This window comes from Candidatus Nanopelagicales bacterium, assembly GCA_041393815.1.
In the GTDB taxonomy this organism is placed as follows: Bacteria; Actinomycetota; Actinomycetes; order S36-B12; family JAWKJK01; genus JAWKJK01.
On record JAWKJK010000003.1, the window covers coordinates 370,472 to 394,236 of the forward strand.

At 73.1% G+C, this 23,765-nt stretch carries 20 protein-coding genes; 10 read left to right on the forward strand and 10 right to left on the reverse strand.

The window, feature by feature from the left end; all coding sequences use genetic code 11:
• Positions 1-66 precede the first annotated feature (66 nt).
• Entirely contained in the window at positions 67-1,368 is a 1,302-nt protein-coding gene (locus R2737_11360; GenBank protein ID MEZ5116855.1) for a glycosyltransferase family 4 protein, read from the forward strand.
• Between the two features lie 32 nt (positions 1,369-1,400).
• Here R2737_11360 and R2737_11365 read toward each other — a convergent pair whose 3' ends face one another.
• On the reverse strand, positions 1,401-1,544 hold the full coding sequence (locus R2737_11365; protein ID MEZ5116856.1) for a hypothetical protein: 144 nt from the start codon (positions 1,542-1,544) through the stop codon (positions 1,401-1,403).
• Positions 1,545-1,552: 8 nt separating this feature from the next.
• Positions 1,553-3,373: a hypothetical protein gene (locus R2737_11370; GenBank protein MEZ5116857.1), complete on the reverse strand. Its 1,821-nt coding sequence runs from the start codon at positions 3,371-3,373 to the stop codon at positions 1,553-1,555.
• A 149-nt stretch (positions 3,374-3,522) separates the two neighbouring features.
• Here R2737_11370 and R2737_11375 point away from each other — a divergent pair, with 149 nt between their 5' ends.
• On the forward strand, positions 3,523-4,737 hold the full coding sequence (locus R2737_11375) for a hypothetical protein (protein ID MEZ5116858.1): 1,215 nt from the start codon (positions 3,523-3,525) through the stop codon (positions 4,735-4,737).
• A 78-nt stretch (positions 4,738-4,815) separates the two neighbouring features.
• On the opposite strand, the gene R2737_11380 is transcribed toward R2737_11375, so the two are convergent.
• A complete protein-coding gene (locus R2737_11380) occupies positions 4,816-6,333 on the reverse strand; it encodes a hypothetical protein (GenBank protein ID MEZ5116859.1) in 1,518 nt (505 codons plus the stop codon).
• 175 nt (positions 6,334-6,508) lie between these two features.
• Here R2737_11380 and R2737_11385 point away from each other — a divergent pair, with 175 nt between their 5' ends.
• From R2737_11385 to R2737_11395, 3 genes are read left to right on the forward strand one after another with little or no spacing between them, the layout of a single operon-like run.
• Entirely contained in the window at positions 6,509-7,408 is a 900-nt protein-coding gene (locus R2737_11385) for a decaprenyl-phosphate phosphoribosyltransferase (GenBank protein ID MEZ5116860.1), read from the forward strand.
• Between the two features lie 27 nt (positions 7,409-7,435).
• Positions 7,436-8,809, forward strand: coding sequence for an FAD-binding oxidoreductase (locus R2737_11390; GenBank protein MEZ5116861.1), 1,374 nt, complete (start codon positions 7,436-7,438; stop codon positions 8,807-8,809).
• Complete coding sequence (locus R2737_11395) at positions 8,809-9,564, forward strand: decaprenylphospho-beta-D-erythro-pentofuranosid-2-ulose 2-reductase (protein ID MEZ5116862.1); 756 nt, start codon at positions 8,809-8,811, stop codon at positions 9,562-9,564. Before R2737_11390 ends, R2737_11395 begins: the two co-directional genes overlap by 1 nt.
• Before the next feature lie 102 nt (positions 9,565-9,666).
• Here R2737_11395 and R2737_11400 read toward each other — a convergent pair whose 3' ends face one another.
• Both R2737_11400 and polA read right to left on the reverse strand, forming a co-directional pair.
• Positions 9,667-9,885, reverse strand: coding sequence for a heavy metal-associated domain-containing protein (locus tag R2737_11400; protein MEZ5116863.1), 219 nt, complete (start codon positions 9,883-9,885; stop codon positions 9,667-9,669).
• Positions 9,886-10,388: 503 nt separating this feature from the next.
• Positions 10,389-13,073 carry a DNA polymerase I gene (gene polA / locus R2737_11405; protein MEZ5116864.1) on the reverse strand — a complete coding sequence of 895 codons (2,685 nt, stop codon included), beginning with the start codon at positions 13,071-13,073 and terminating at the stop codon, positions 10,389-10,391.
• A gap of 22 nt (positions 13,074-13,095) precedes the next feature.
• On the opposite strand from polA, the gene R2737_11410 reads away from it, so the two are divergent.
• Positions 13,096-13,530 (forward strand): hotdog fold thioesterase, encoded by a 435-nt coding sequence (locus R2737_11410; GenBank protein MEZ5116865.1) that lies wholly within the window; start codon positions 13,096-13,098, stop codon positions 13,528-13,530.
• Positions 13,531-13,593: 63 nt separating this feature from the next.
• Here R2737_11410 and R2737_11415 read toward each other — a convergent pair whose 3' ends face one another.
• A complete protein-coding gene (locus tag R2737_11415) occupies positions 13,594-14,241 on the reverse strand; it encodes a GNAT family N-acetyltransferase (GenBank protein MEZ5116866.1) in 648 nt (215 codons plus the stop codon).
• Between the two features lie 320 nt (positions 14,242-14,561).
• On the opposite strand from R2737_11415, the gene R2737_11420 reads away from it, so the two are divergent.
• The 4 genes from R2737_11420 to R2737_11435 are packed head-to-tail and all read left to right on the forward strand — an operon-like array spanning position 14,562 to position 18,608.
• Positions 14,562-15,821, forward strand: coding sequence for a branched-chain amino acid ABC transporter permease (locus R2737_11420; protein MEZ5116867.1), 1,260 nt, complete (start codon positions 14,562-14,564; stop codon positions 15,819-15,821).
• 13 nt (positions 15,822-15,834) lie between these two features.
• A complete protein-coding gene (locus R2737_11425) occupies positions 15,835-16,818 on the forward strand; it encodes a branched-chain amino acid ABC transporter permease (GenBank protein ID MEZ5116868.1) in 984 nt (327 codons plus the stop codon).
• Positions 16,808-17,746, forward strand: a complete 939-nt coding sequence (locus tag R2737_11430) for an ABC transporter ATP-binding protein (protein MEZ5116869.1) — start codon at positions 16,808-16,810, stop codon at positions 17,744-17,746. Before R2737_11425 ends, R2737_11430 begins: the two co-directional genes overlap by 11 nt.
• A gap of 10 nt (positions 17,747-17,756) precedes the next feature.
• Positions 17,757-18,608 carry an ABC transporter ATP-binding protein gene (locus R2737_11435; protein MEZ5116870.1) on the forward strand — a complete coding sequence of 284 codons (852 nt, stop codon included), beginning with the start codon at positions 17,757-17,759 and terminating at the stop codon, positions 18,606-18,608.
• Between the two features lie 264 nt (positions 18,609-18,872).
• Here the strand turns inward: R2737_11435 and R2737_11440 are convergent, their stop codons facing one another.
• From R2737_11440 to R2737_11455, 4 genes are all read right to left on the reverse strand, one after another.
• Entirely contained in the window at positions 18,873-19,781 is a 909-nt protein-coding gene (locus tag R2737_11440) for a TIGR03564 family F420-dependent LLM class oxidoreductase (GenBank protein MEZ5116871.1), read from the reverse strand.
• A 4-nt stretch (positions 19,782-19,785) separates the two neighbouring features.
• Entirely contained in the window at positions 19,786-21,453 is a 1,668-nt protein-coding gene (locus tag R2737_11445; GenBank protein MEZ5116872.1) for a helix-turn-helix domain-containing protein, read from the reverse strand.
• Positions 21,450-22,073, reverse strand: a complete 624-nt coding sequence (locus R2737_11450; protein MEZ5116873.1) for an MEDS domain-containing protein — start codon at positions 22,071-22,073, stop codon at positions 21,450-21,452. Before R2737_11450 ends, R2737_11445 begins: the two co-directional genes overlap by 4 nt.
• Positions 22,074-22,213: 140 nt before the next feature.
• Complete coding sequence (locus R2737_11455; GenBank protein ID MEZ5116874.1) at positions 22,214-23,683, reverse strand: aldehyde dehydrogenase family protein; 1,470 nt, start codon at positions 23,681-23,683, stop codon at positions 22,214-22,216.
• Positions 23,684-23,765 lie beyond the last annotated feature (82 nt).

Here is a 23,765-nt window from a genome sequence, read left to right on the forward strand (position 1 = left end):
GGTACCGTGGTGCGGACGCGTCGGATACATGGCCCGCGCGGCTTCGTCAACGAGGAGGATCCGCCGGTGCACGACGGACCGAGTCCGCCGCAGCGCGCCCTGCGGATCGTCTTCCTCAACTGGCGGGACACCCGCAACCCCGAGGGTGGCGGGTCCGAGGTGTACGTGGAGAGCGTGGCCCGCGGCCTGGCGGACGCCGGGCACGACGTGACGGTCTTCTGCGCCGCCCACGCCAACGCGCCGGCCGAAGAGGTGCGCGACGGGGTCCGCTACCGCCGGGCCGGGTCCAAGTTGGGCGTCTACCACCGCGGCCGCACCCTGCTGCGCCGCGGCGACCTCGGCCAGCCCGATGTCGTGGTGGACGTCCAGAACGGCATCCCGTTCCTGGCGCCGTGGGCCACCGACGCCCCGGTGGTGGTGCTCGTGCACCACGTCCACCGCGAGCAGTGGCCGGTCGTCTACGACCCGGTCCGGGCCCGGGTCGGCTGGTGGCTGGAGTCCCGGCTGGCCCCGTGGGTCTTCCGCGCCAGCCGCTACGTCGCGGTCTCCGCGGCCACCCGGGACGAGCTGGTGGGCGTGGGCGTTCCCGCCGCCGCGATCGCGGTCGTGCACAACGGCAGCGAGGACGTACCCGACGTGGGCGTCCCCCGCGCGGACCACCCGCGGATCCTGGTCCTGGGCCGCCTGGTCCCGCACAAGCGGGTCGAGCACGTGCTGCGGGCCGCGGCCGTGCTGCGGCACCGGGTCCCCGACCTGCGGGTCGCCGTGGTCGGGGACGGCTGGTGGGCCGACGAGCTCGCCGCCGAGGCCCGGCGTCTGGGCGTCGACGACCTAGTCCAGTTCACCGGGTTCGTCGACGAGGACCGCAAGCACGCCGAACTGGCCCGCGCCTGGGTGCTGGCCCTGCCTTCGCTGAAAGAGGGCTGGGGTCTGGTCGTCATGGAGGCTGCACGGCACGGCGTCCCCTCGGTGGCCTACCGCGACGCGGGCGGGGTCGCCGAGGCGATCGTGGACGGCGAGACGGGCATCCTCGTGGACGGCGACGAGGATGCGTACGCCGCGGCGCTGGGAAGGCTGCTCACCGATCACGCGTTGCGCGAGCGGATGGGCGCGCGTGCGGCTGAGCGTGCGCGCGAGTTCTCCTGGCAGACCACGGCTGACCGGTTCGCCGAGGTTCTGGCCCAGGCGCTGACCGACGGGCCTGGCCACCGGCGTCGAGTCATCGGGCGAATCCCCGTCGGACGGGTGCGACCCGCACACCTGCACCACTCGGATGAGGCAGATCCCCACGTCGACCCTTCGGGCAGCGAAGAGCCCGCCGGCCACGGGAGCGAGCGGGCGGGCTCATCCGGCAGGGACAGCGCCTGAGCGCTGCGCCGCGCCAAAGGGACTACAGGGGTCTACTGCGTCGCGCCGTAGACCACGTACGGGGCGTCCGCAGGGGCGGGCACCGCCGACTGCGACGACACCAGCCCGAACGCCGCGCCACCGGCGACGACCGCACCCACGACCACCGCCACGATGGGGCCGAGCAACGCCGACATGGGACCTCCTAGTCCGAATCCGTGGGAAGGGTAGCAGCGCGGCCGCCCTGTTGCGCACGTTGGCCGTACGTCAACTGTGGCCGCCGGGATCCGCGCCGGACCACGGCCACGCCGGTCAGTATCCCGAGCAGGGCCACGACGGCGGCATCCACGGCGATCACGACCAGCCCGTAAGACGGCAGGGGCCAGGAGGCAATCTCGCCGGGCACGTCGTAGAGCACCAGGTCAGGTCCGGTCCACACAGGGGTCAACCCGGCGAGTGACTGCCTCGGGGCCGTGACCAGTACCTCCCGCTCGAGCAGGACCCACCCCACGCCCAGCCCGGGAAGCACGGTGGCCAACGGCCGGTCCTCGGCCAGCGCCGCGGCGATCGCGGCCGCCCTCGGATCCTCACCGCCCACCCGCACCAGCTCGTCGCCGGGGCCCTGCACCAGCAGGGTGTCGTCGACGACGGTCGTCCGCGGCAGCCACCGCGGAGCCGGGTCGAGCACGGTCCGCCCGTCGTTCCAGTCGAACCGGCGGAACGCCGACCAGGGCAGCGCCGCCACATCCCCGGGGCGGGGCGACTCGGCCAGCACCCGGCGCACCGCGGACCAGTCCGACGGGTACTCCACCGGACGCAGCCGGCCCGCGGCCCCCCACGCCAGGTCCGGCAGCACGACCACGGGCGCGACCACCAGCAGGACGCCGACGGCCGCGCGTCCCTCGGGGTCCAGGATGCGGCGCAGCAGCCGGCCGGCACCCAGCGCCGCGGCCAGCGCGAGTAGCAGGGCCAGCGGGGCCAGCAGCTTGTGGGCGTCGCGGAGCAGCCCGGCACCCGGCACGGTCTCGACCAGCCACGCGACGGCGTCCATGCTGCGACCCCCGGCGCTGGCCACCGCCAGCAGCAGCCCGAGCGCCGACAGCAGCGCCAGCCAGCCGGCGGCCGCACGGCCGAGCAGGTCCACCGTCGGGCGCGCACCCACGACAGCGAGCGCGACGACGAGCACCGCGAGCAGTGCCGCGGTCCCCCACGCTCGCGAGCCCAGCACGACGTCGGCGTTCCAGATGCCGCCGAGGCCCAGCGCGGTCACCAGCTCCCCCCACGGACCCTCCGGCCGCAGCCCGAACACCGCCACCCCGGCCGGGTCGCTGGCCCCGGCCGCCGGGTGCAGCACGGACGGCAGCCACCAGGGAGCGTTCACCGCCACCGCGGTGACGACGACGAGGACCCGGTCGCGGACGAGTCCGGCCGCGCGCGGACCGACCGCGACCGGCACGGCGACCAGGGCGACCAGCAGGCCGCCGCTGGGAGTCAGCGCCGCAGCGGCGCACAGCAGCAACAGCCGCGGCGCCGCGCCGTGCCGTCCCCGGCGTACGTCGCGGGCGACGAGCAGGGCCCACGGCAGCAGCCCGTAGGCCAGCAGCAGCCCCCAGTGCCCGATCACCAGCCGCTCGGCGACCCAGGCGTTCCAGACGTACAGGGTGCCCCCGAGCGCGCGCACGGCGGTCGGTCGACCGTGCAGCAGCCGGACCACCCCGGTGCCGGCCAGGACCAGGGCCGCGGTCAGTGCCACCTTCTCCACCAGCCAGCCGGGCACCACGGTTGTGAGGACGGCGACCACGGCGTCCTGCGGCACGGCCCGCGGCAGCCCGCCCCCGAGGCCGACGGCCGCCGGCAGCAGGTCCTGCCGCGGGGTGAAGACCAGGTCGTACGACAGCACGTAGCCGGGCCACCAGGTCGGCAGCAGGACGAGGGCGACCAGGACGACGACCCACGCGTACGGCAACCACGCCGACACGCGCGGCGCGGCGCGCGCGGTCGGCGCGTCGGCGCCCGCAGTGGCCATCCCCGCTCCCCTCCCGCTCGGCGTCTATCGTGGCCGCGATCGTCGCCCAGCGGGCCGAGCCGCACCGAGCCGGGGCGCCCCTACCTGGGCCGACGTGGCGCGCGGCGGTGGGCCGTACGCGACCCAGCGACCGGGAGGCGGACCGCCAGGTGACCCCGTCCCGGGTGCGCGCCGTCGCCGGCAGCACGGTCCTGGTGGCCGGCGGCCTGGCCGTCGCCCAGGTCCTGGGATACGCCCTGCAGCTGGTCGGCGCGCGGGCACTCGGTCGGGACGCGTACGGCGCCTTCGCGGCCCTGCTCGGCGTGGTCCTCATCGGCAACGTGCTGGCGCTGGGGCTGCAGGCCGTCGGGGCCCGGACCCTGGTGCGGCGGGCCGCTGAGTCTCCGGAGGACATCGGGGGCGCGGGGCGGACGGTGCTGCGCGCGGGTCTGGTCGGCGGGGCCGCGGTCGCCGTCGCCACCGCCGTCGTCTCCCCCGCCGTGATGGCGCTGCTCAACCTCGACGGGGTGGTGCCGGTCCTCCTGGTCGCCGTGAGCCTGGTGCCGCTCACCGTCACCGGGGCTCAGCTCGGCGTGGCCCAGGGCCGCGAGTCGTTCGCCCGGGTCGGCCTGCTGTACGTCGCCACCGGCCTCGGGAAGAGCGGCGGTGGGATCGTCGGCGCGCTCGCCACCGGCAGCCTGCTCGGGGCGCTGGTCGGGTTCGCCCTCGGCGCGGCCGTCGGAGCCGCCGCCGGCGCCGTGGTCGTGCGGCCACTCGCCGCGCGGCGGCCGGTGCCGCTGCCCGGGCTGCGGGCGGAGACGCTCCACGCGACGCACGCGCTGCTCGCCCTGTTCGTGCTCACGAATGTCGACGTGCTGCTGGCGAGGGCACTGCTCAGCCCGGCCGAGGCCGGCCGCTACGCCGTCGGCGCGATCGTGGCGAAGATCGCCTTCTGGCTGCCGCAGTTCGTGGTGGTCATCGCCTTCCCGCGGATGGCCGACAGCAGGCGGGTGGCCGCCACCCTCGCGGCCGCGGGGATCACGGCTGGCCTCGGCGTCCTGGTCACCCTCGGCGCCTGGCTGTTCGGCGACCTGGTGGTGCGGATCGTCGGTGGTGCCCAGTACGCGGGCCTCGGGCCGGTCGTGTGGCTGTTCGCCGCGGCCGGCTCGGCCTTCGCCCTGGCCCAGTTGCTGCTGATGAGCCGGCTCGCGGTGGACGACCGGCGCGCGGTGCTGGCGGTGTGGGCCGCCACCGTGCTGCTGGTGGGAGTGGCCGTCCTGGTGGCCCCGCGCACCGTGACCGGGCTGGTCCTGTCGGCACTGACCGCGGGCTTCGCCCTGGCCGCGGCCGGCCTCGTCGTCGCGCTGCGCGAGCGCCGCACCTGAGCCCCCCCGGGACACCGAAACCGTCGCTACCCGCCCGTCTCCGGGCCGGCTAGCGACGGTTTCGGTGCGGGTGGCGACCTAGGACGACGCCTCCGGGGAGGCGGAGCCGCCGGACTCCGTCGGTTGGTCCGCGCCGATCTCGAGCGCCAGCGGGTTCGGCCACGGGCTGGGCACGAACAGCGGGTTGAACCCGCTGTCGTCGCCCATCGCGGCGGCGACCGCCGCCGTGGCCGGGTAGACCCCGTCCCGCACCCACTGGTCGAGCAGGCCGATCACGGCCAGCCGCGACTCCGGGGTGAAGTTGCAGTGGCCGGCGCCGTACGGGGCACCGGTCGACTCCGGGTACGTGGCGGGCGGGACCGTGAACAGCTGGACCAGCCCGTACTTCACGTTGCCGGCGTCGAGCTGCTCCTGGTAGCGGTCCCGGAAGAAGGACTGGTTCTGCACGATCACCAGCGGGTCGTCGGAGGTGTGGATGGTGATCGTCGGGTCCTGCACGTTGCCCTGCGGGTTGCCGCCCACGCTCAGCGCCTTCTCCAGCGCAGCCTGGTCCGCGGTCACCCGGGTCCCGGCCTGCAGCTGGGCGATCAGCGCGTCCGCGGCACCCTCGCCCCCCACCGTGTCGATCAGTGCGCGCTCCTCGTCGTCGACCCGCTCGGCGTAGTCGGTCTCGACGTTGCTGGAGATGTTGCCGCCGAAGCGCTGCTCGACGTCGTACCGGGCGACGGTGCCGAAGCCGAGAGCCGTCGCCAGGGACTCGATGTAGCCGGACACCTGGCTGGCGATCGTGGACCCGTCGTACGTCGCCGTCTTCGACGGGGCGTCCACGATGGCGGCGATGGTCAGGATCTTCGCGATCGCGTCGGTGTCCTGGGCCACGGCACCGTCGTACATGGGCTTGAACCCGGCGTTCCAGGCGGCCACGGCAGCCTCGTACGACCCGAAGTCGACGATGTCCATCTCCGGAGCGAAGAACTGCTGGATCGAGTACTCCGCGTCCAGGGCCATGTCGAAGTTCGGGACCACGCCCGCGATCGCCCCGCAGAACGGAGCGACGCCGTCGACCCACTCGGGGTGCGTCTGCGCGACCGTTTCCGTGATCAGGCCGCCGAGCGAGTCACCCCACACGTAGACCCGGTTGGGCTTGGCGACGTTGTCGGAGAAGAAGGTGTACAGCTGCTCCGCCGCCGCGACGCCGTCCTCCACGGCCCAGCCGTTGGACGCGTAGGCGGAGCCGGTGAGGGCGTAGCCCTGCGCCAGCAGGGCCTCGCCGACCTCCTTGTTACCGCCGCCCCAGCCGGGAGCGGGCTCGGCGGTCGTGGCGACCGGGTTGAAGTCCGGCGGGAACGGCTGCGCGGGCCGGTAGCCGTGGGAGTAGATCAGCAGGGTGCCGTTCCACTTCTCCGGCAGCAGGATCTCGTAGTTGGCGCCCTCGAGCGTTCCCGAGCAGGCGACCTGGTCGCACCCGGTGAAGGGGACGTCGTCGCTCTGGTCGAACACCGGGGAGGTGGTCCCCGAGGACGAGGTGCAGGCGGTCAGCAGCAGCGCACCCGCGGCCAGTGCGGCCGCGGCTGCGGGCAGGCGGGTCGTCGACATGGAGCGGAGTCTGGCAGCGACCGTGCCGTGAGGCTCGGCGACCGCGCGGCAAGTGACCGCACCGTGACCCGCGGTGCCGCGGGGCGTGCACGGAGCGCCGGTGCGGCCCACCTAGCATGGCCGGGCACTTGCGCGCCGCGGACCGACGCGGCCCGCCCTCGTCCCCGGGAGACCCGTGACCAGCCAGGCCGTGCCCACGCGGGCGGGACGCGTCGGCGCGCTCGTGGCGGCGCTGCGCCCCCGGCAGTGGCTGAAGAACGTCCTGGTGCTGGCCGCCCCGCTGGGCGCGGGCAGCCTGTTCGAGCCGGACGTGCTGGTGCCCACGCTGTGGGCGGTGGTGGCGTTCTGCCTGGCGTCCAGCGGGACCTACCTGGTCAACGACGTCGCCGACGTCGAGGCCGACCGGGCGCATCCGGTCAAGCGGCACCGTCCGGTCGCGGCGGGCCTGCTGCCGGTCGGGCCGGCGATCGGCGCCGCGGTGCTGCTGCTGGCCAGCGCGGTGCTGCTGGGCCTGGCGGTCCGCCCCGCCCTGGGTGCGACAGTGGCGGCGTACGTGACGGCGACGCTGGCGTACTCGCTGTGGCTCAAGCACGAACCGGTGCTCGAGCTGGCGCTGCTGGCGCTCGGCTTCCTGCTGCGAGCGGTCGCGGGTGGCGCGGCGACGGGGATCCCGCTGTCGCAGTGGTTCCTCATCGTCGCGGGCTTCGGCTCGCTGTTCATGGCGGCGGGCAAGCGCTACTCGGAGCTGGCCTCGCTTGCTGAGGGTGAGACCGCCGCGCGGCGGGCGCTGGACGGCTACACGACGTCCTACCTGCGCTTCGTCTGGGGCGTCGCGGCCGGCGTCACGATCATGTCGTACTGCCTGTGGGCGTTCGAAGTGGCGCAGGTGCCCTCGAGCCTGCCGTGGGCGGTGTGGAGCGTGCTGCCGTTCGTGCTCGGTGTGCTGCGCTACGCCGTGGACGTGGACCGCGGCGCCGCGGAGGCACCGGAGGACGCGGTGCTGCGCGACCCGGTGCTGCTGGGACTGGGCCTGGCGTGGGCCGTGCTGTTCGGCCTCGGCGCGCTGGCGGTCTGAGCCGTGCCGCTCGAGGGATCGCCGCCGGTGTCGCCGCTGGTCCGCTCGGCCGGGGAGCGGCTGCTCACCGGGTGGGGCCGGACCGCGCCGTCGTCCGCGACGGTCGTGGCACCGGCGGACGTGGCAGGGGTCCGGGCCGCGATCACTGCCGCCGGGCCGCGCGGTGTGCTGGCGCGCGGACTGGGTCGCTCGTACGGCGACGCCGCACAGGACGCCGGCGGCGTGGTGCTGGACCTGTCCGCGCTGTCCGCGGTGTCGGTGGACCCTGTGCACGCGCAGGCGACGGTCGGCGCGGGGGTCAGCCTGGACCACCTGCTGCGGGTGCTGCTCCCGCTCGGCTTCTTCGTCCCGGTCACGCCAGGGACTCGGTACGTCACCGTCGGCGGCGCGGTCGCTGCGGACGTGCACGGCAAGAACCACCACGTCGACGGCACGTTCGGCGCCCAGGTCCGGTCCCTGGAGCTGGTGACGTCGGACGGCGCGGTGCGCACCGTGGGGCCGGCCCCGGATGCCGACCCGGAGCTGTTCTGGGCCACCGTCGGCGGCATGGGACTCACCGGTGTCATCACCTCGGTCACGCTGGGGCTGCTGCCTGTGGAGTCGTCCCGCATGCTGGTGGACACCGACCGGGCGGGCGACCTGGACGCGCTGATGACCCTGATGGTCGAGGGCGACGCCGGCTACCGGTACTCCGTGGCGTGGATCGACTGCACTGCACGGGGTGCTTCGCTGGGTCGCGGCGTGCTCACCCGGGGCGACCACGCCCCGTTGTCCGCGCTGCCGGCGCCGGCCGCGGCGGACCCGCTGGCGTACGACGCCTCGCCTCGGCTGGGGGCGCCGCCGTTCGTGCCCGGCGGGCTGCTGAACACCTGGTCGGTGCGGGCGTTCAACGAGGCCTGGTTCCGCAAGGCCCCGGCCGTGCGACGCGACGAGGTGCAGGCCATCCCCGCGTTCTTCCACCCGCTGGACGGGGTCCGGGACTGGAACCGGGTCTACGGGCCGGGCGGGTTCCTGCAGTACCAGTTCGTCGTGCCCGACGGCGCGGAGTCGGTCGTGCGCACCGCGGTGGAGCGGTTCAGCGGGTCCCGGGCACCGTCGTTCCTGGCCGTGCTCAAGCGGTTCGGACCGGCGAACCCCGCGCCACTGTCGTTCCCCCGGCCGGGGTGGACGCTGGCGCTGGACGTCCCGGCCCGCGCCCCCGGCCTGGGCGACCTGCTGGACGACCTGGACCGGCTGGTGCTGGACGCGGGTGGCCGGCACTACCTGGCCAAGGACTCCCGGATGACGCCGGAGACGTTCGCGGCCGGCTACCCGCGGCTGGCGGAGTGGCGGACGGTGCGCGACCGGGTGGATCCGGGCCGCGTGTTCACCTCGGACCTCGATCGGAGGCTGGGCCTGTGATGGACGCCCTGGCGGACCCGCAGTCGGTGCTCGTGCTGGGCGGGTCCAGCGAGATCGCGGCGGCGGTGCTGGACGCGCTGCCCGCGGAGCGCCTGCGCCGGGTCGTGCTGGCCGGCCGCCCCTCGGCGGCGCTGGACGCGGTGGCGTCTGCGCAGCGGTCCCGCGGGATCGCGGACGTGTCGACGGTGGGCTTCGACGCCCTCGACACCGGCGCGCACCAGGCCCTGGTGGATGGCGTCTTCGACGCGGGTGACGTCGACCTGGTGCTGCTGGCGTTCGGCGTGCTGGGTGACCAGGCGGTGGCCGAGGCGGACCCCGACGCCGCGGTCGAGGTGGCGCAGGTCAACTACGTGGGAGCGGTCAGCACCGGGCTGCGGGTGGCCACCCGGCTGCGGGAGCAGGGCCACGGCGTGCTGGTCGTGCTGTCCTCGGTCGCCGGTGAGCGTGGCCGGCGCTCCAACTACGTGTACGGCTCCACCAAGGCGGGCCTGGACGCCTTCGCCCAGGGCCTCGGCGACGCGCTGCACGGGTCGGGGGCCCGGGTCATGGTGGTCCGCCCCGGGTTCGTGCGGACCCGCATGACGGCCGGCCTGCCCGAGGCCCCGCTCACGGTCGACCCGGCCGACGTGGCCGACGCCGTGGTCGCAGGGCTGCGCCGCGGGTCCGAGGTGGTCTACGCGCCCGCCCCGCTGCGGCTGGTCATGTCCGGGCTGCGGCACCTGCCCCGCCCGGTGTTCCGCCGCCTCCCCCTCTGACACGCGCCTCCCCGCTGTCACGTACCTCGAGCCTCGCCCGCACCAGGCGTTGCCGCCACGGTGACGTTCTGCTGGGACACGCCGGCGTGTCCCAGCAGAACGTCACACCGGGTCCGCGAGCCGCTTGCCCGCCGCCGTCACGGCCTGCTCCAGCGCCGCCCGATCCACCGGGCCGTCCGTGGTCACGCGCACGGTCGACGTGCCCCGGGACACCAGGTCGACCTCCACGTCCGCCACACCGTCGACCGCGGTCAGGTGCGTCGTCAGACCCCGTACGCAGCCACCGCAGCCGAGCCCGTTGACCAAGAGCACCGTTTGCACCACGACCCCCTCCCCACGGACATCGGGGCCGGGACCGCCTGTCGACGGCCCCGGCCCCGGTGGTCGCGTGTAGTCAGCCCTCGTTGCCGCACGTGCAGGGGTCGCACTCGCACGGGTCGCAGGTGCACTTGGGGTTCGAGCAGGTGCTCATCGACGGGGTTCCTCTCCTGGTCGGCCGGGTGGATCCCGTCCTCAGGCCGGGATCGCATGCGTGCTGGGGCTCCCGAGGCTACCGAGCCACGCCCGCGCCCGGCCAGGCCTCTCGCATTCCCGGCCCCCGGCGTGTCCCGCTCCCCGGCAGCCGCTCCCCGGCACCCGTCCCCCGGCACCCGTTCCCCGGCACCCGTCCCCCCCGCCCCACACCGTCACCGACCGTCCCACCCGCCACGCCCGGTGGAACGTGCGACCACGTCCCGACGCCGTGGGGCTGGTCCAAGGTTCCACCGGTGAAGGGGGGCGTGGGGGTACGAGGGCGGGTGTGGTGGGTCGACGCCCCGGGCGGGTCAGTGGCCGGCGTCCTGCCAGGTGCGGCCGAACCCGACGGACACGTCCAGCGGCACCCGCAGCTCGTAGGCCCCGCCCATCTGCGCGCGCACCAGCGCCTCGACGGCGTCCCGCTCCCCCGGGGCCACCTCCAGCACGAGCTCGTCGTGCACCTGCAGCAGCATCCGAGAGGCCAGCCGCTGCTCCCGCAGCGCCCGAGCCACCCCGAGCATCGCCACCTTGATGATGTCGGCGGCCGACCCCTGGATCGGGGCGTTGAGCGCCATCCGCTCCGCCATCTCGCGCCGCTGCCGGTTGTCGCTGGTGAGGTCCGGCAGGTAGCGCCGCCGCCCCAGCAGCGTCTCGGTGTAGCCGGTCACCCGGGCCTGCTCCACCACGTCGCGCAGGTAGTCACGGACCCCGCCGAACCGCTCGAAGTACTCGTCCATCAGCACCCGCGCCTCGTCCGGCGCGATGCCCAGCTGCTGCGACAGGCCGTACGACGACAGCCCGTACGCCAGCCCGTACGACATCGCCTTGATCCGTCGGCGCATCTCCGGGTCGACCGCGCCCGCGTCCACGGCGAACACCCGCGACGCGACCGTGGTGTGCAGGTCCTCCCCGGAGGCGAACGCCTCGATCAGGCCCTCGTCCTCCGACAGGTGGGCCATGATCCGCATCTCGATCTGGCTGTAGTCGGCGGTCATCAGCGTCTCGTAGCCGTCACCGACCACGAAGCCTGCGCGGATCCGCCGGCCCTCCTCGGTGCGGATCGGGATGTTCTGCAGGTTGGGGTCGGTCGACGACAGCCGTCCGGTGGCGGCCACCATCTGGTTGAAGGTGGTGTGGATGCGCCCGCCGGCGTCCGCGAGCGGGATCAGCCCGGCGACCGTCTGCTTCAGCCGGGACCAGTCGCGCCACCGCAGCAGCGCCTCCAGCAGCGGGTCCCCCGTCTGGGCGTACAGCGACTGAAGCGCGTCCGCGTCGGTGGTGTAGCCGGTCTTGATCCGCTTGGTCTTCGGCAGCCCCCGCTCGCCGAACAGGATCTCCTGCAGCTGCTTCGGCGATCCCAGGTTGAAGGGCCGGCCCACGATCGCGTGCGCGTCGGCCTCCGCCTCGCGCACCCGGTCGGCGAACTCCGCGTCCAGTCGCCCGAGGTGGTCCAGGTCGACCGCGATGCCGTCGCGCTCCAGCTGCGCGAGCACGGTCTCCAGCGGCAGCTCGACGTCACGCAGCAGCGCGGTGCCACCGCGCTCGGACAGCTCACGGTCCAGGGCGTCGGCCAGGTCCAGCACCGCGCGCGCCTGCAGCCCCAGCGACGCCGACGCCGCGCCCTCGTCCGACCCGTCCAGCGTGAGCTGGCCGTCGTCCTCGTCCACGGGCCGCAGGTCGCGGCCCAGGAACCGCGCGGTCAGGTCCCCCAGGTCGAAGGTCCGCTGCCCGGGCAGGACCAGGTACGCCGCCAGCGCGGTGTCGTCCACCAGGCCGTCCAGCGGCCACCCGCGCGCCGCCAGCGCCAGCATCGGCCCCTTGGCGTCGTGCATGACCTTGCCCCGGGACCCGTCGGCCAGCCAGCCGGCGACCGCCCCGTCGTCGTCGGCCGTCAGCTCGCGGGGGTCCAGCCACGCCGTCGCCCCGTCGGGGGACGCCAGGGCTACCCCGCTCGGGTCACCCGTGCCGCGACCCCAGTGCCCGGACACGGCCACCCCGGTACGACCACCGGTCGCGTGTCCCTCCAGCCAGGGCGCCACCTCGCCGGCACCGAGCACCGTGACGTCGACGTCGAACCCGCCGCCCTCCGCAGGTGCGGCGTCGTCGCCCAGCGCCTCGAACAGCCGGTCCCGCAGCACCCGGAACTGCAGTGCGTCGAAGACCTCGTGCACCTTGTCCCGGTCGAACGCCCGGCGCTCCAGCTCGGTCGGCGACACCGGCAGCGGCACGTCGCGCACCAGCCCGTTCAGCTGCCGGTTGAGCAGCACCTGGGCCAGGTGCTCGCGCAGCGCCTCGCCCTTCTTCCCCGTCACCTCGTCGGCGTGGTCCACCAGGCCGGACAGGGTGCCGTACTGCCGCAACCACTTCGACGCGAAGCCCTGGCCCACGCCGGGCACGCCGGGCAGGTTGTCGCTGGACTCCCCCACCAGCGCGGCGAGGTCGGGGTAGCGCTCCGGCGGGACGCCGTACTTGGCCTCCACCGCCTCCGGCGTCATCCGGGCCAGGTCGCTGACGCCCTTGACCGGGTAGAGCAGGGTCACGCGGTCGTCGACGAGCTGCAGGCAGTCCCGGTCGCCGGAGATGACGAGGACCTCGTAGCCCTCCGCCTCCGCCCGCGACGACAGCGTCGCGATGATGTCGTCGGCCTCGAACCCCTCCGACTCCAGCGCCACCACGTCCAGGGCCGCGAGCACCTCCTTGATCAGCTCGACCTGGCCCTTGAACTCCTGCGGCGACGCGGACCGGTTGGCCTTGTACTCCGCGTACTCCTCGGTCCGGAACGTCACCCGGGACACGTCGAACGCGACCGCGAGGTGGGTCGGCTTCTCGTCCCGCAGCGCGTTGATGAGCATCGAGGTGAACCCGTACACCGCGTTGGTGGGCTGCCCGGTCGTCGTGGAGAAGTTCTCGACCGGCAGCGCGTAGAAGGCGCGGTACGCCAGCGAGTGCCCGTCGAGCAGGAGCAGCCGGCGGGGCGGGGAGGCGTCCGTCACGCAGCGATCCTAGGGTGGCCGGGTGACCGCCGAACCGCCCTCCGGGGACGACTACATCGCCGCGATGAACGACCTGTCCCGCGGAAGCCTGGCCGAGCGGATGGGCATCCGCTTCGTCGAGGCCAGCGCCGACCGCGTGGTCGCGACCATGCCGGTGGAGGGCAACACCCAGCCGTACGGGCTGCTGCACGGCGGCGCCAGCGTGGTGCTCGCCGAGACCATCGGCTCGGTCGCGTCGGTGCTGTACGCCGGGGAGGGCCGGATCGCGGTCGGGATCGAGATCTCCTGCTCGCACCACCGAGGCGTGACCGAGGGGACCGTGACCGGCGTGGCCACCCCACTGTCACGCGGCCGCAGCCTGGCGACGTACGAGATCGCGATCACCGACGACCGCGACCGGCGCGTCGCCACGGCCCGGCTGACCTGCATGCTGCGCGACGCGGTCCCCGGATCCTGACCGCAGCGGGCACCGCCCGCACGTCGGACGACGCGTCCGCGGGCGTCCCCGCGACGAAGCGGTTCAGGCCTTCGCGGCCGGGGCCGTCACCTTCGCCGGGGCCAGGGCGATATCGGCGACGGCCTCGGGAGCGACTGCGGGTGCCGGTACTCCCGCCGCCTGCCGGCGACGGCGTGTGGCGCGGGCCCGAAGCCCGGCGAGCTTGCTGTGCTGCTGGTCTCCCAGCAGGCGCCGACGCAGCCCGGCCGTCCCGGTGACCCGGCGGGTGACGACGGGGGCGAAGCCGAGGCGCGCGTAGAACCGCTGCGCGTCGCGCAGGTGCGGGGGCACGTCCACGGCGATCTGGTCGGTGCCGATGCGGTCCGCGTGGGCCAGGGCCTCCACCAGGAGCGCCCGCCCGACCCCCCGGTGGCGCGCGCCGCTGTGGACGTGTAGCAGACCCACCACCACCGTCGGAGCGCTCCAGGGCCCGATCTCCTGCACCGACAGCGCCGCAACCCCCACCGGGTCGGTGCCGTCCCAGGCCACCAGGACCACCCGGCCAGGCTCCTCCGCCGCCGACAGCCAGCGCGCCCGGGCCCGGTCCAGCCCGGCCCCGCCACCGGGGACCACGCCGGAGTCGACCGTGGCCCGCAGGTCCTCCCACAGCGGGGCGAGCGAGTCCATCGACTCGTGACAGACCCGGGTGACCGTGATCGCGCTGCGAGGCACCGACGTGCTCCCTTCGGCCGACGACCGACACCGCTGCCGGCGCCGCTCGGCGCCGTCCCCCCGCCGCCGGTGTCGACCGGCGTCCGTGTCGCCACGGTAGGGCCCGGACCGCCCGTGTGGGAAGTGGGGGTATCCCTGTCGCGGTCGACCGCCCGTGGGCGCACTCCCGGTCACCGGACACGCCGCGGGTCCTGCCGTTCCGGCCCCCCGGGCCCAGGGTCCGCACTATGCTCCCGCAGCGTTGCACCGGGGCCCCTCCGGGCGACACCCAGCCGCCGGACGGCACGTCCGCGGAGTGAGGACCGACGGGAGGAGGACGGGTGCCGAAGCGCGCAGCAGCACTGCTGATCGCCGCTCTCGCCGCCCTGGCCGTGTTCTTCGGTGCGACCCCCGCTTCTGCGGAGGGACCCGAGATCGGCGGCCAGATGTCCGCCAGCGACGGGACGCCGGCCGCGGGCGTGGAGTTCACGGTGGAGAACGGCGCCGGGTTCAGCGAGACGGTGACGACCGGGCCGGACGGGACCTGGACCCTGCCACTGCCCGAGTCCGGCCAGTACACCGTGACGATCAACGTCGACACCCTGCCCGAGGGCACGACGCTGACGGACCCGGAGAAGACCACGCTGTCGGTCACCGTGTTCTCCAACAAGCGGGTGGTGCAGTTCCCCACCGGCAGCGGTGAACGCGAGACCGAGTCGATCTGGGACCGGGTCGCCCAGCTCACCGTGGACGGACTGATCTTCGGCCTGATCCTGTCCCTCGGCGGCCTGGGGCTGTCACTGATCTACGGCACCACCGGCCTGACGAACTTCTCCCACGGCGAGCTGATGACGCTCGGCGCGGTGATCACGTTCTTCTTCAACGTGACGCTGGGGCTGGACTTCATCCTCGCCGCGGCGCTGGCGCTGTTCGTCTGCGCCATCCTCGGCTCGCTGCAGGACCGAGGGCTGTGGCGACCGCTGCGCAAGAGGGGCACCGGCCTGGTCGCCATGCTCGTTGTCTCGATCGGCCTGGGCATCCTGCTGCGGTACGTGATCCTGTTCTTCTTCGGCGGCGACACCAAGCAGTACGCCTCGTACAGCGGGCAGGAGGGCCTGGCGTTCGGGCCGGTCGACATCACGCCCAAGGCGATCATCGCCTCCAGCATCGCGATCCTCGCCCTCGGCATCACGTCGTACTGGCTGCTGCGCACCCGGATGGGCAAGGCCAGCCGGGCGGTGTCCGACAACCCGGCGCTGGCGTCGGCCTCCGGCATCGACGTCGAGCGCGTCATCAACGTGGTCTGGATCTTCGGCGCCACGCTGGCCGCACTGGGCGGGATCATCTACTCGCTCAACAACGGCGTGAACTGGTTCCAGGGCTTCCAGGTGCTGCTGCTGATCTTCGCGGGCATCACCGTGGGCGGCCTCGGGACCGCCTTCGGCGCCATCGTGGGCTGCCTGGTCGTGGGCCTGGTCATCCAGTTGTCGACGCTGTTCGTCCCCCCGGAGATGAAGAACGTCGGCGCGCTGGTGATCCTGATCGTGATCCTGCTGGTGCGACCGCAGGGCATCCTCGGCCGCCGCGAGCGGGTCGGCTGAGAGGGAGGCTGACATGGACTGGAACCTGATCCTCTCCCAGGCGGTCACGCAGGGCATCGGCATCCAGGCGGTCATCTTCTGCCTGGCCGCTATCGGCCTGAACGTGCACTTCGGCTACACCGGCCTGCTCAACTTCGGCCAGGCCGCGTTCCTGGCCGTGGCCGCGTACGGCGTCGGCGTGTCGATCGCCTACTTCGGCTGGCCGCTGTGGATCGGCCTCGTCGTCGGCATCATCGCGGCGATCCTGCTGGCGCTGCTGCTCGGTATCCCGACCCTGCGGCTGCGCGCGGACTACCTGGCCATCGTCACCATCGCCACGGCGGAGATCATCCGGCTGATCGTGCGGTCGGTGACCTTCCGGGAGGTCTTCGGCGGATCCGACGGCATCAACCGCTTCGCCGACGACTTCTACAAGCTCAACCCGTTCACCAGCGGCCTCACCCTGGGCCCGGTCAGCTTCAGCCAGAACGACCTGTGGGTCGTCGTCATCGGCTGGCTCCTGGTCCTGCTGTGCTCCTTGGTGGTGTGGTTGGCCATGCGCTCGCCGTGGGGCCGGGTCCTCAAGGCCATCCGCGAGGACGAGGACGCCGTCCGCAGCCTCGGCAAGAACGTGTACTCGTACAAGATGCAGTCGCTGGTCCTGGGCGGCGTGCTGGGCTGCTTCGGCGGTTTCGTGTTCGCCCTCGCGACGCAGTCGGTCCAGCCGGACAACTACTCCACCGACCTGACGTTCTTCGCCTGGGCCGTCCTCATCCTCGGCGGCGCGGCTCGGGTGTTCGGTCCGGTCCTCGGGTCGATCGTCTTCTGGTTCCTGCTGATCCTCATCGACGGCGTCCTCGGCGAGGCCGTGCGGGCCGGCTACATCGGGTTCATCCGCACCGACCAGGTCGGCCAGGTGCGCTACTGGATCCTGGGCCTGACACTGATGCTGTTGATGATCTACCGACCACAGGGGATCCTGGGCGACAAGAGGGAGTTGGCCATCGATGCCCGCTGACGAGATCACCCACGGCGACGCCCCGGCGCGTCCCGACGTGACGCCGGCCGGTGGCTACGGCACGGCCATGAAGGAGAAGGCCACCGCCGCGCTCGCGGACGTACCCCACGTCCCCGGCGCTGCGAAGCCGGACCCGATCCTCACCGCCGACAAGATCGTGCGCCGGTTCGGCGGCCTGGTCGCGGTCGACGTCGAGCACGTGCAGGTCCAGCGCGGTGCCATCACGGCGCTGATCGGGCCCAACGGTGCCGGCAAGACCACCTTCTTCAACCTGCTCACCGGGTTCGACCAGCCGGACGAGGGCCGGTGGAGCTTCAACGGCACCGACCTGTCCGGCATGGCCTCGTACAAGGTCGCCCGCCTCGGCATGGTGCGCACCTTCCAGCTCACCAAGGCGCTGGCCAAGCTGAAGGTCATCGACAACATGCGCCTGGGCGCCACTCACCAGAAGGGCGAGCACTTCTTCACCGGGCTCATCCCCGGCATCTGGAAGTCGCAGGAGAAGAGCATCACCGAGCAGGCCGACGAGCTGCTGGCCCGCTTCAAGCTCGACGCCAAGCGCGAGGACTTCGCCGGGTCGCTGTCCGGCGGTCAGCGCAAGCTGCTGGAGATGGCCCGCGCCCTCATGGTGAAGCCCGAGATGGTCATGCTGGACGAGCCGATGGCCGGCGTGAACCCCGCCCTGACCCAGTCCCTGCTGCAGCACATCAAGGACCTGCGGGAGCAGGGCATGACCGTGCTGTTCGTGGAGCACGACATGGACATGGTCCGCGACATCAGCGACTGGGTCATCGTCATGGGCCAGGGCGCGGTGATCGCGGAGGGACCGCCGGACTCGGTCATGGCCGACCCCGCCGTGATCGACGCCTACCTCGGCGCCCACCACGACCGCTCGCTGTCCGACTCCGGCGATTCGCTGCAGTCCTGAGGAGCCCGCTGTGACCATCACCCCGGACCCCACCGACCCGTTCGAGAAGGTCAACGAGCTGCACGTCGACGCCGAGCAGCGTCACCCTCACGGCCACGCCACCGAGCTCGTCGACCGCTCCCAGCACATCGCGGAGTCGACCCAGGCGCTGGTGCGCACCGACGAGCTGATCGCCGGCTACCTGCCCGGGGTGCCCATCCTCAACGGCGCGGACTTCTACGCCAACGAGGGCGAGCTCGTCGGCATCATCGGCCCCAACGGCGCGGGCAAGTCCACCCTCCTCAAGGCGCTGTTCGGCCTGGTCCGCGTGAGCACGGGCGAGGTGACCCTGCGCGGCGAGAACATCACCAACATGCGCGCGGACCAACTGGTGCGCAAGGGCATCGGCTTCGTCCCGCAGACCAACAACGTGTTCCCCTCGCTCACCATCGAGGAGAACCTGCAGATGGGCTGCTACCAGGCGCCGAAGAAGTTCGGCGACCAGTTCGAGCGGGTGGCCTCGCTGTTCCCGACCCTGGCCGACCGCCGCAAGCAGCGGGCCGGCTCGCTGTCCGGCGGCGAGCGGCAGATGGTCGCCATGGGCCGCGCGCTGATGATGGAGCCGTCCGTGCTGCTGCTGGACGAGCCGTCCGCGGGCCTGTCCCCCGTCCTCACCGACGAGGCGTTCGTCCGGGTCAAGGAGATCAACAAAACCGGCGTCACCGTGATCATGGTCGAGCAGAACGCCCGCCGGTGCCTGCAGATCGTCGACCGCGGCTACGTGCTGGACCAGGGCCGCAACGCCTACTCCGGCTCCGGCAAGGACCTGGCCAACGACCCCAAGGTCATCGAGCTCTACCTCGGCACCCTCGCCAAGGCCTGACCCCTCCCCCGTCCCCGTCCTTGGGCACACGATCCGCTATGCGGATCGTGTGCCCAACTCGTGCGGCGTGTCGGCCTCTGGACGGGCAACACGATCCGGGTCGGGTGACTCGTGGGACTGGTGCAGTGTCGGACAGTCGGCGCGGCCAGCCCCGTCGGCTACTCAGTCAGACAGGCGACGGCGGCGCAGGCCACTCAGTCAGACAGGCGACGGCGGCGCAGGCCACTCAGTCGGACAGTCGGCGGCGCCAGCCGGCTGCGCCACTCAGCCGGACAGGCCGCGCAGGAAGTCCTCGGTGCGCTGCGTGCCAGCGCCGCCGACCTCGTACGGCACCGCCCACAGCTCGGTGACTCCGACGTCCTGGTACCTCGCCAGGGCGGCGCGCACCTGCTCCTCGGTCCCCGCCAGGACCAACTCACCCACCGTGGACACGCCCTCACGGTCGAAGATCCGCCGGTAGTTGTCCAGCCCGCCGTAGCGCGAGAACACCGCATCCGCCGTGCTCCGAGCCTCGTCCCCGTCGTCGCAGACGGCGACGGGCATCGCGGCCACCACCCGCCGGGGTGCGCCCCCGCTCGCCGCCGCGAGCCGGCGCACGCTGTCCGCGAGCACCCGGGGACCCGCCAGCCAGGTCACCACGCCGTCCGCCAGCTCTCCCGCGACGTCGGTCATGCGGGGGCCCAGCGCCCCCACGAGCACCGACACCGGAGAGGTCCCCGGCACCGTGAACTCCCCCGCCACGGAGTAGTGGTCGCCCCGGTAGCGGACACCCCCGTCCCGCAGCAGCGGGACGAGGACGGACAGGTAGTCCCGCATGTGGTTCGCGGGGCTGGCGTACGACAGCCCGTGCAGATCCTCGATCACCGGGCGGTGGGACACGCCCACGCCCAGGGTGAGCCGGCCACCGGACAACGCCTGCACGGTGGCCGCCTGCTGAGCCAGGGCCCACGGGTGCCGCGGGTACGTCGGGATCACCCCGACACCCAGGTCGATCCGGGAGGTACGGGCCGCGGCCACGGCGAGCACGCTCAGCGCGTCGATGCCACGGGAGAAGTGCGTGGTCCAGACGGCGGCGTGGCCGTGGTCCTCGGCCGCCACCACGGCGTCGACCACATCATCCGGAGGAGTGGGACGCCCCAGCGCCTCACCGCCGGCGTTGACGGCGATCCGCACCGGCTCAGACCCTCAGGGCCCGCAGCGTGGACCACGCCCGGCAGGCCAGTTGCAGGTTGAAGTCCACGTCGGGGTCACCGAGGGCCAGCTCGGAGACCTCCCGGATCCGCTGCAGCCGGTACTTCAGCGTGCTGCGGTGGATGGACAGCCGGCGTGCGGTCTCCTCGTAGCGCCCGCCGCACTCCAGGTACGCGGACAGCGTGGCGACCAGCTCGGAGTGACGCCGCCGGTCGTAGTCCAGGAGGCGGCCCAGCCACTCGTGCACGAACCGCTCGATCCCGCGCGGGTCCTCGGCCGACGCGAGCAGGCGGTAGACGCCCAGCCGGTCGAACACCGCGACCTGCGCCGCGTCCGGCTGGCTGCCCAGCAGGTTCAGCGACGTCTGGGCCTCCCGGAACGACGCCGGGAAGTCCCCCACTCCCCGGGTCCGTCCGCCGACGCCGATGCGGCAGGTGCCGCGGGCCAGCTCCCGCAGCACCCCGGTGCGCATCTCCTCCCAGTCGACGTCGCGGTCGGTGATCAGGACCACCGTCCCCGAACGCCCCACCAGCAACGATCCCAGCCCGCGTTCCCGCGCCGCGCGGCGCACCGCGGTGAAGAACTGGTCGTCGTCGCGGGTCCGGCCCCGGCCCTCGAAGATCGCCACCACGTGCGGGCGGGTGAGGTCGTGCTGGAAGGTCTCCCCCCGCTCGACGGCGGACGAGAGGTTCGTCCCCGCCAGCAGGTCCTCCACGAGGTCACGACGCAGCCGGATCTCGGTGTCGGCGACGCTGCGCAACCGGGCCAGCTCCAGGGACAGGATGGTCGCCCCGTACTCCAGTGCCGTGAGGTCCTCGTCCCGGGCCGTCCGGTCCGGGTCGAGGAGAGCGATGACCGCGACCGAACCCGGCCGCGGGGAGACAGCCTGGATCAGGCGACCCGTCTCCCACTCGATCGAGCCACGGCGCAGCAGCCGGCGCAGCAACTGCTCCCGGCGGGCCGGCGGATCCTTGGAGTGCTCGGGGGGCTCCCCTGACCCTGCCCAGGCGCGGATGTTGCCGAACCGGTCCTCGATGACGACGGTACGTCCGGTCACCTCGTGGACGGCACGGGCGATGCCGTCCATGCCCTCCCCGGAGACGGCCGCCCGGGTGAGGCGGTCGTGGATCTCCATGCGCAGCTGCAGTGCCTGCACGGTGTTCTCCAGCTGGGCGTTGACCGAGGCCAACTCCTCCGCAGCGGCCCGCTCCGAGCGGTGCAGCCTGCTGTTGCGCATGGCCACGCCCATCTGCTGGGCCAGCACCCGCAGCAGGAAGTGCCCACTGGGGCCCACATCGCGGTCGGCCGCGACGACCAGGTGCCCCAGCGACGCGCCCATGGCGCCGAGGCTGAAGGCCCAGCCCCAGTCCCAGCCGACCATGCTGACGGCGCCACCATCGCCCGGCAGGTCGTCCAGCCCGGGCGGACAGGGCGGGTCGTCCTCCCCGGGCAGCCACCGACGGGCCTCACCCTCGACCAGCGACACGCCCGCCAGGCGGCACTCGGCGAACGACGGGGCGGCACTGGCGCCCAGCTTGACCACCTGCTCGTCGTCCTGGCACTCCGTCATGAGCATCGACAGCACGAGCAGTGCGTTGAGCCGGGACAGCTGACCTCGCAGCTCGAGGTCGTCCGCGGTCCGGGTGCCGGTCACGCCGGGGACGCCGCCCGGCTGCGCAGGAACTCCTCCGGCTCCAGGTAGTACGGGTTGTCGATCAGGCTGCCTCGCAGCAGCAGCTTCGGGTGCGTACGCAGGAGGTCCACGACGACGCTCCCGTCGAACCGGTCCAGGTCGTACAGGCACACGATCACCTGCGGGTACTGCGGCAGGAACCGGTTGAGGTCGGACTCGTAGTCGACCAGTCCCTCGACCCCGGGCATGTCGCGCAGGGCCCAGGTCATCTCCCCGACGCTGCGGGTGAAGGAGAAGCCGCCTTCGGCCATGCCGGTCCCGACCGCCTGGTCCCAGAACTCCAGCATCTGCGGCTTGGAGAACCCGCCGCCGCGCAGGTAGGTGTCGGCGGAGGACCGGATGTCGAGCTGGCGGGACCCCCGGGCACCGTCCGCGTCGCAGGAGTCGCTGAGCCGGGCCGCCACCTCGTCGGGATCCGCCTCGTCCAGGACGGCGATGCACCGGTCGCCGGCCTGCAGCCCCGCCTCGAGGTACGGCAGCAGGACGTCGTCGCGACCGTCGGAGCCCCGGTACAGGGCGCACACGTGGTCGCCCACCTCCACCGACAGCCCCGGCGGCCCGAGCGGGACGTGCTGACCCATGTGACCCTCCTCACAGACGAGGCCCCAGGGTAGGTGCCGACCGCGGAGAGGTCCAGACCTGCTGGGGCGAAAGGAAGCTCCGACCTCGTCCTCCGAGGACAGGGTCCGCCGTGCGTCCTCCCGGCCCGGAGCCCTCGCCGTCAGCGGCCGTACTTCTGCCAGTGCGCCGCGAAGAGGTCCTCCTCGGAGACCGGGTGCGGCTCGATCGGGCGGGACACCCAGGTGAGGTTGACGAAGTGCCGGGCGTTGACGTTCTCGGTGGTGATGTTGCCGCCCCAGGTCCCGCAGGACAGGCTCAGGGTGAACGGCAGTCCGTTGCGTACCGAGCCGGCGCCCTCGTTGAGGTTCTGGTTCACCAGGACGCGGGCGGTGCGAGTCCCGTTCGCCAGCGCGTCGACGTGCTCGTCGGTGCTGGTGTGGATGCCGCAGGTGTGACCCAGCCCCTGGTAGGAGGTGATGGCGTTCACCAGGTCGACGGCCTCGGCGATCTCGGATCCGTAGCGGTACACCGCCAGCACGACCGAGAGCTTCTCCCCGGAGAAGGGATGGTCCGGTCCGACTCCGTCCTCGGTGACCATGAGGAACGCGGTGTCCTCCGGGACGTCGATCCCCGCCAGCCCGGCGATCGTGTGGGCCGGCTTGGCGATGACCTCCAGGGCCGGGATGTGGCCCCCGTCAGGCCACATCGCCGCGCGCAGGCGCTGCTTCTCGTCCTCGGTGCACAGGTAGCCCCCCGCCGCCTGCAGCCGTGACAGCAGGTCGTCGTAGACGGCGTCCGCCACCACGAGCGAGTTGTCGGCCAGGCAGCTGGTGGCCAGGTCGAAGGTCTTGCCGGCCACGATCATCGCCGCGGCGTCCGCGACGTCGGCGGTCTCGTCCACCACGTGGACCGAGTTGCCGACCCCGACCCCGTACGCGGGCGTCCCGCTGCTGTACGCCGCCTTCACCATCGCAGCCCCACCGGTGGCCACGATCAGGTCCGCCTGCTTCATCAACTCGGTGGTCTTGCCGATCGACGGCGACGTCAGGCTCTGGATCAGGTCCTCCGGTGCTCCGACCTGGGCGCATGCCGCGCGCATCAGCTCCACCGACAGCTCGCTGGTGCGCCGGGTCCGCGGGTGGGGCGCCACGACGATCGCGTTGCGGCCCTTCAGGGCCATCAGCGCCTTCATCGGCGGAGTCGCGTCGGGTCCGGTCGTCGGGATCAGCGCCGCGACGACGCCGACCGGCTTGGCGATCTTGACCAGCCCCCGAGCCGGGTCCTCCTCCACCACGCCGACCGTCCGCAGCCCCCGCATGTCGGCGATGAGTCCGGTGACCCGCCGGTGGATCTTCGTGACCTTGTCGTCGTACCTGCCGAAGCCGCCCTCGTCCACGGCCAGCCGGGCCAGCTCCTGGGCGTGCTCGGGCTGGCAGATCGCCCACCCGACCGCGGTGACGAGCTCGTCGACGCGGTCCTGGTCCCAGTCGGCGATGGCGTCCATGGCTGCCCGGGCGCGGGCGACGACGGCGGCCACCTCCTCGCGCGCGGCGGCCTCCTTCGCGGCGCGCTCGGCGGCGGCGTCGGTGGCGGGAGCGGGGGCGGGGGCGGCGGGCGTGGTCGTCGACATGGCGGACAGGGTGGTTGGCGGCGCGGCCCAGCGGATCGGCCCGGAAGGACGAAGGTCCCGTGATGTCTCACCCGGCGGGGAC

Coding starts and splice junctions, on each gene's coding strand:
- R2737_11430 (MEZ5116869.1), top strand. CDS start 16,808: ATGCCCGCTGACGAGATCACCCACGGCGACGCCCCGGCGCGTCCCGAC.
- R2737_11365 (MEZ5116856.1), bottom strand. CDS start 1,544: ATGTCGGCGTTGCTCGGCCCCATCGTGGCGGTGGTCGTGGGTGCGGTC.
- R2737_11455 (MEZ5116874.1), bottom strand. CDS start 23,683: ATGTCGACGACCACGCCCGCCGCCCCCGCCCCCGCTCCCGCCACCGAC.
- R2737_11380 (MEZ5116859.1), bottom strand. CDS start 6,333: ATGTCGACGACCCGCCTGCCCGCAGCCGCGGCCGCACTGGCCGCGGGT.
- R2737_11370 (MEZ5116857.1), bottom strand. CDS start 3,373: ATGGCCACTGCGGGCGCCGACGCGCCGACCGCGCGCGCCGCGCCGCGC.
- R2737_11450 (MEZ5116873.1), bottom strand. CDS start 22,073: ATGGGTCAGCACGTCCCGCTCGGGCCGCCGGGGCTGTCGGTGGAGGTG.
- R2737_11425 (MEZ5116868.1), top strand. CDS start 15,835: ATGGACTGGAACCTGATCCTCTCCCAGGCGGTCACGCAGGGCATCGGC.
- R2737_11395 (MEZ5116862.1), top strand. CDS start 8,809: ATGGACGCCCTGGCGGACCCGCAGTCGGTGCTCGTGCTGGGCGGGTCC.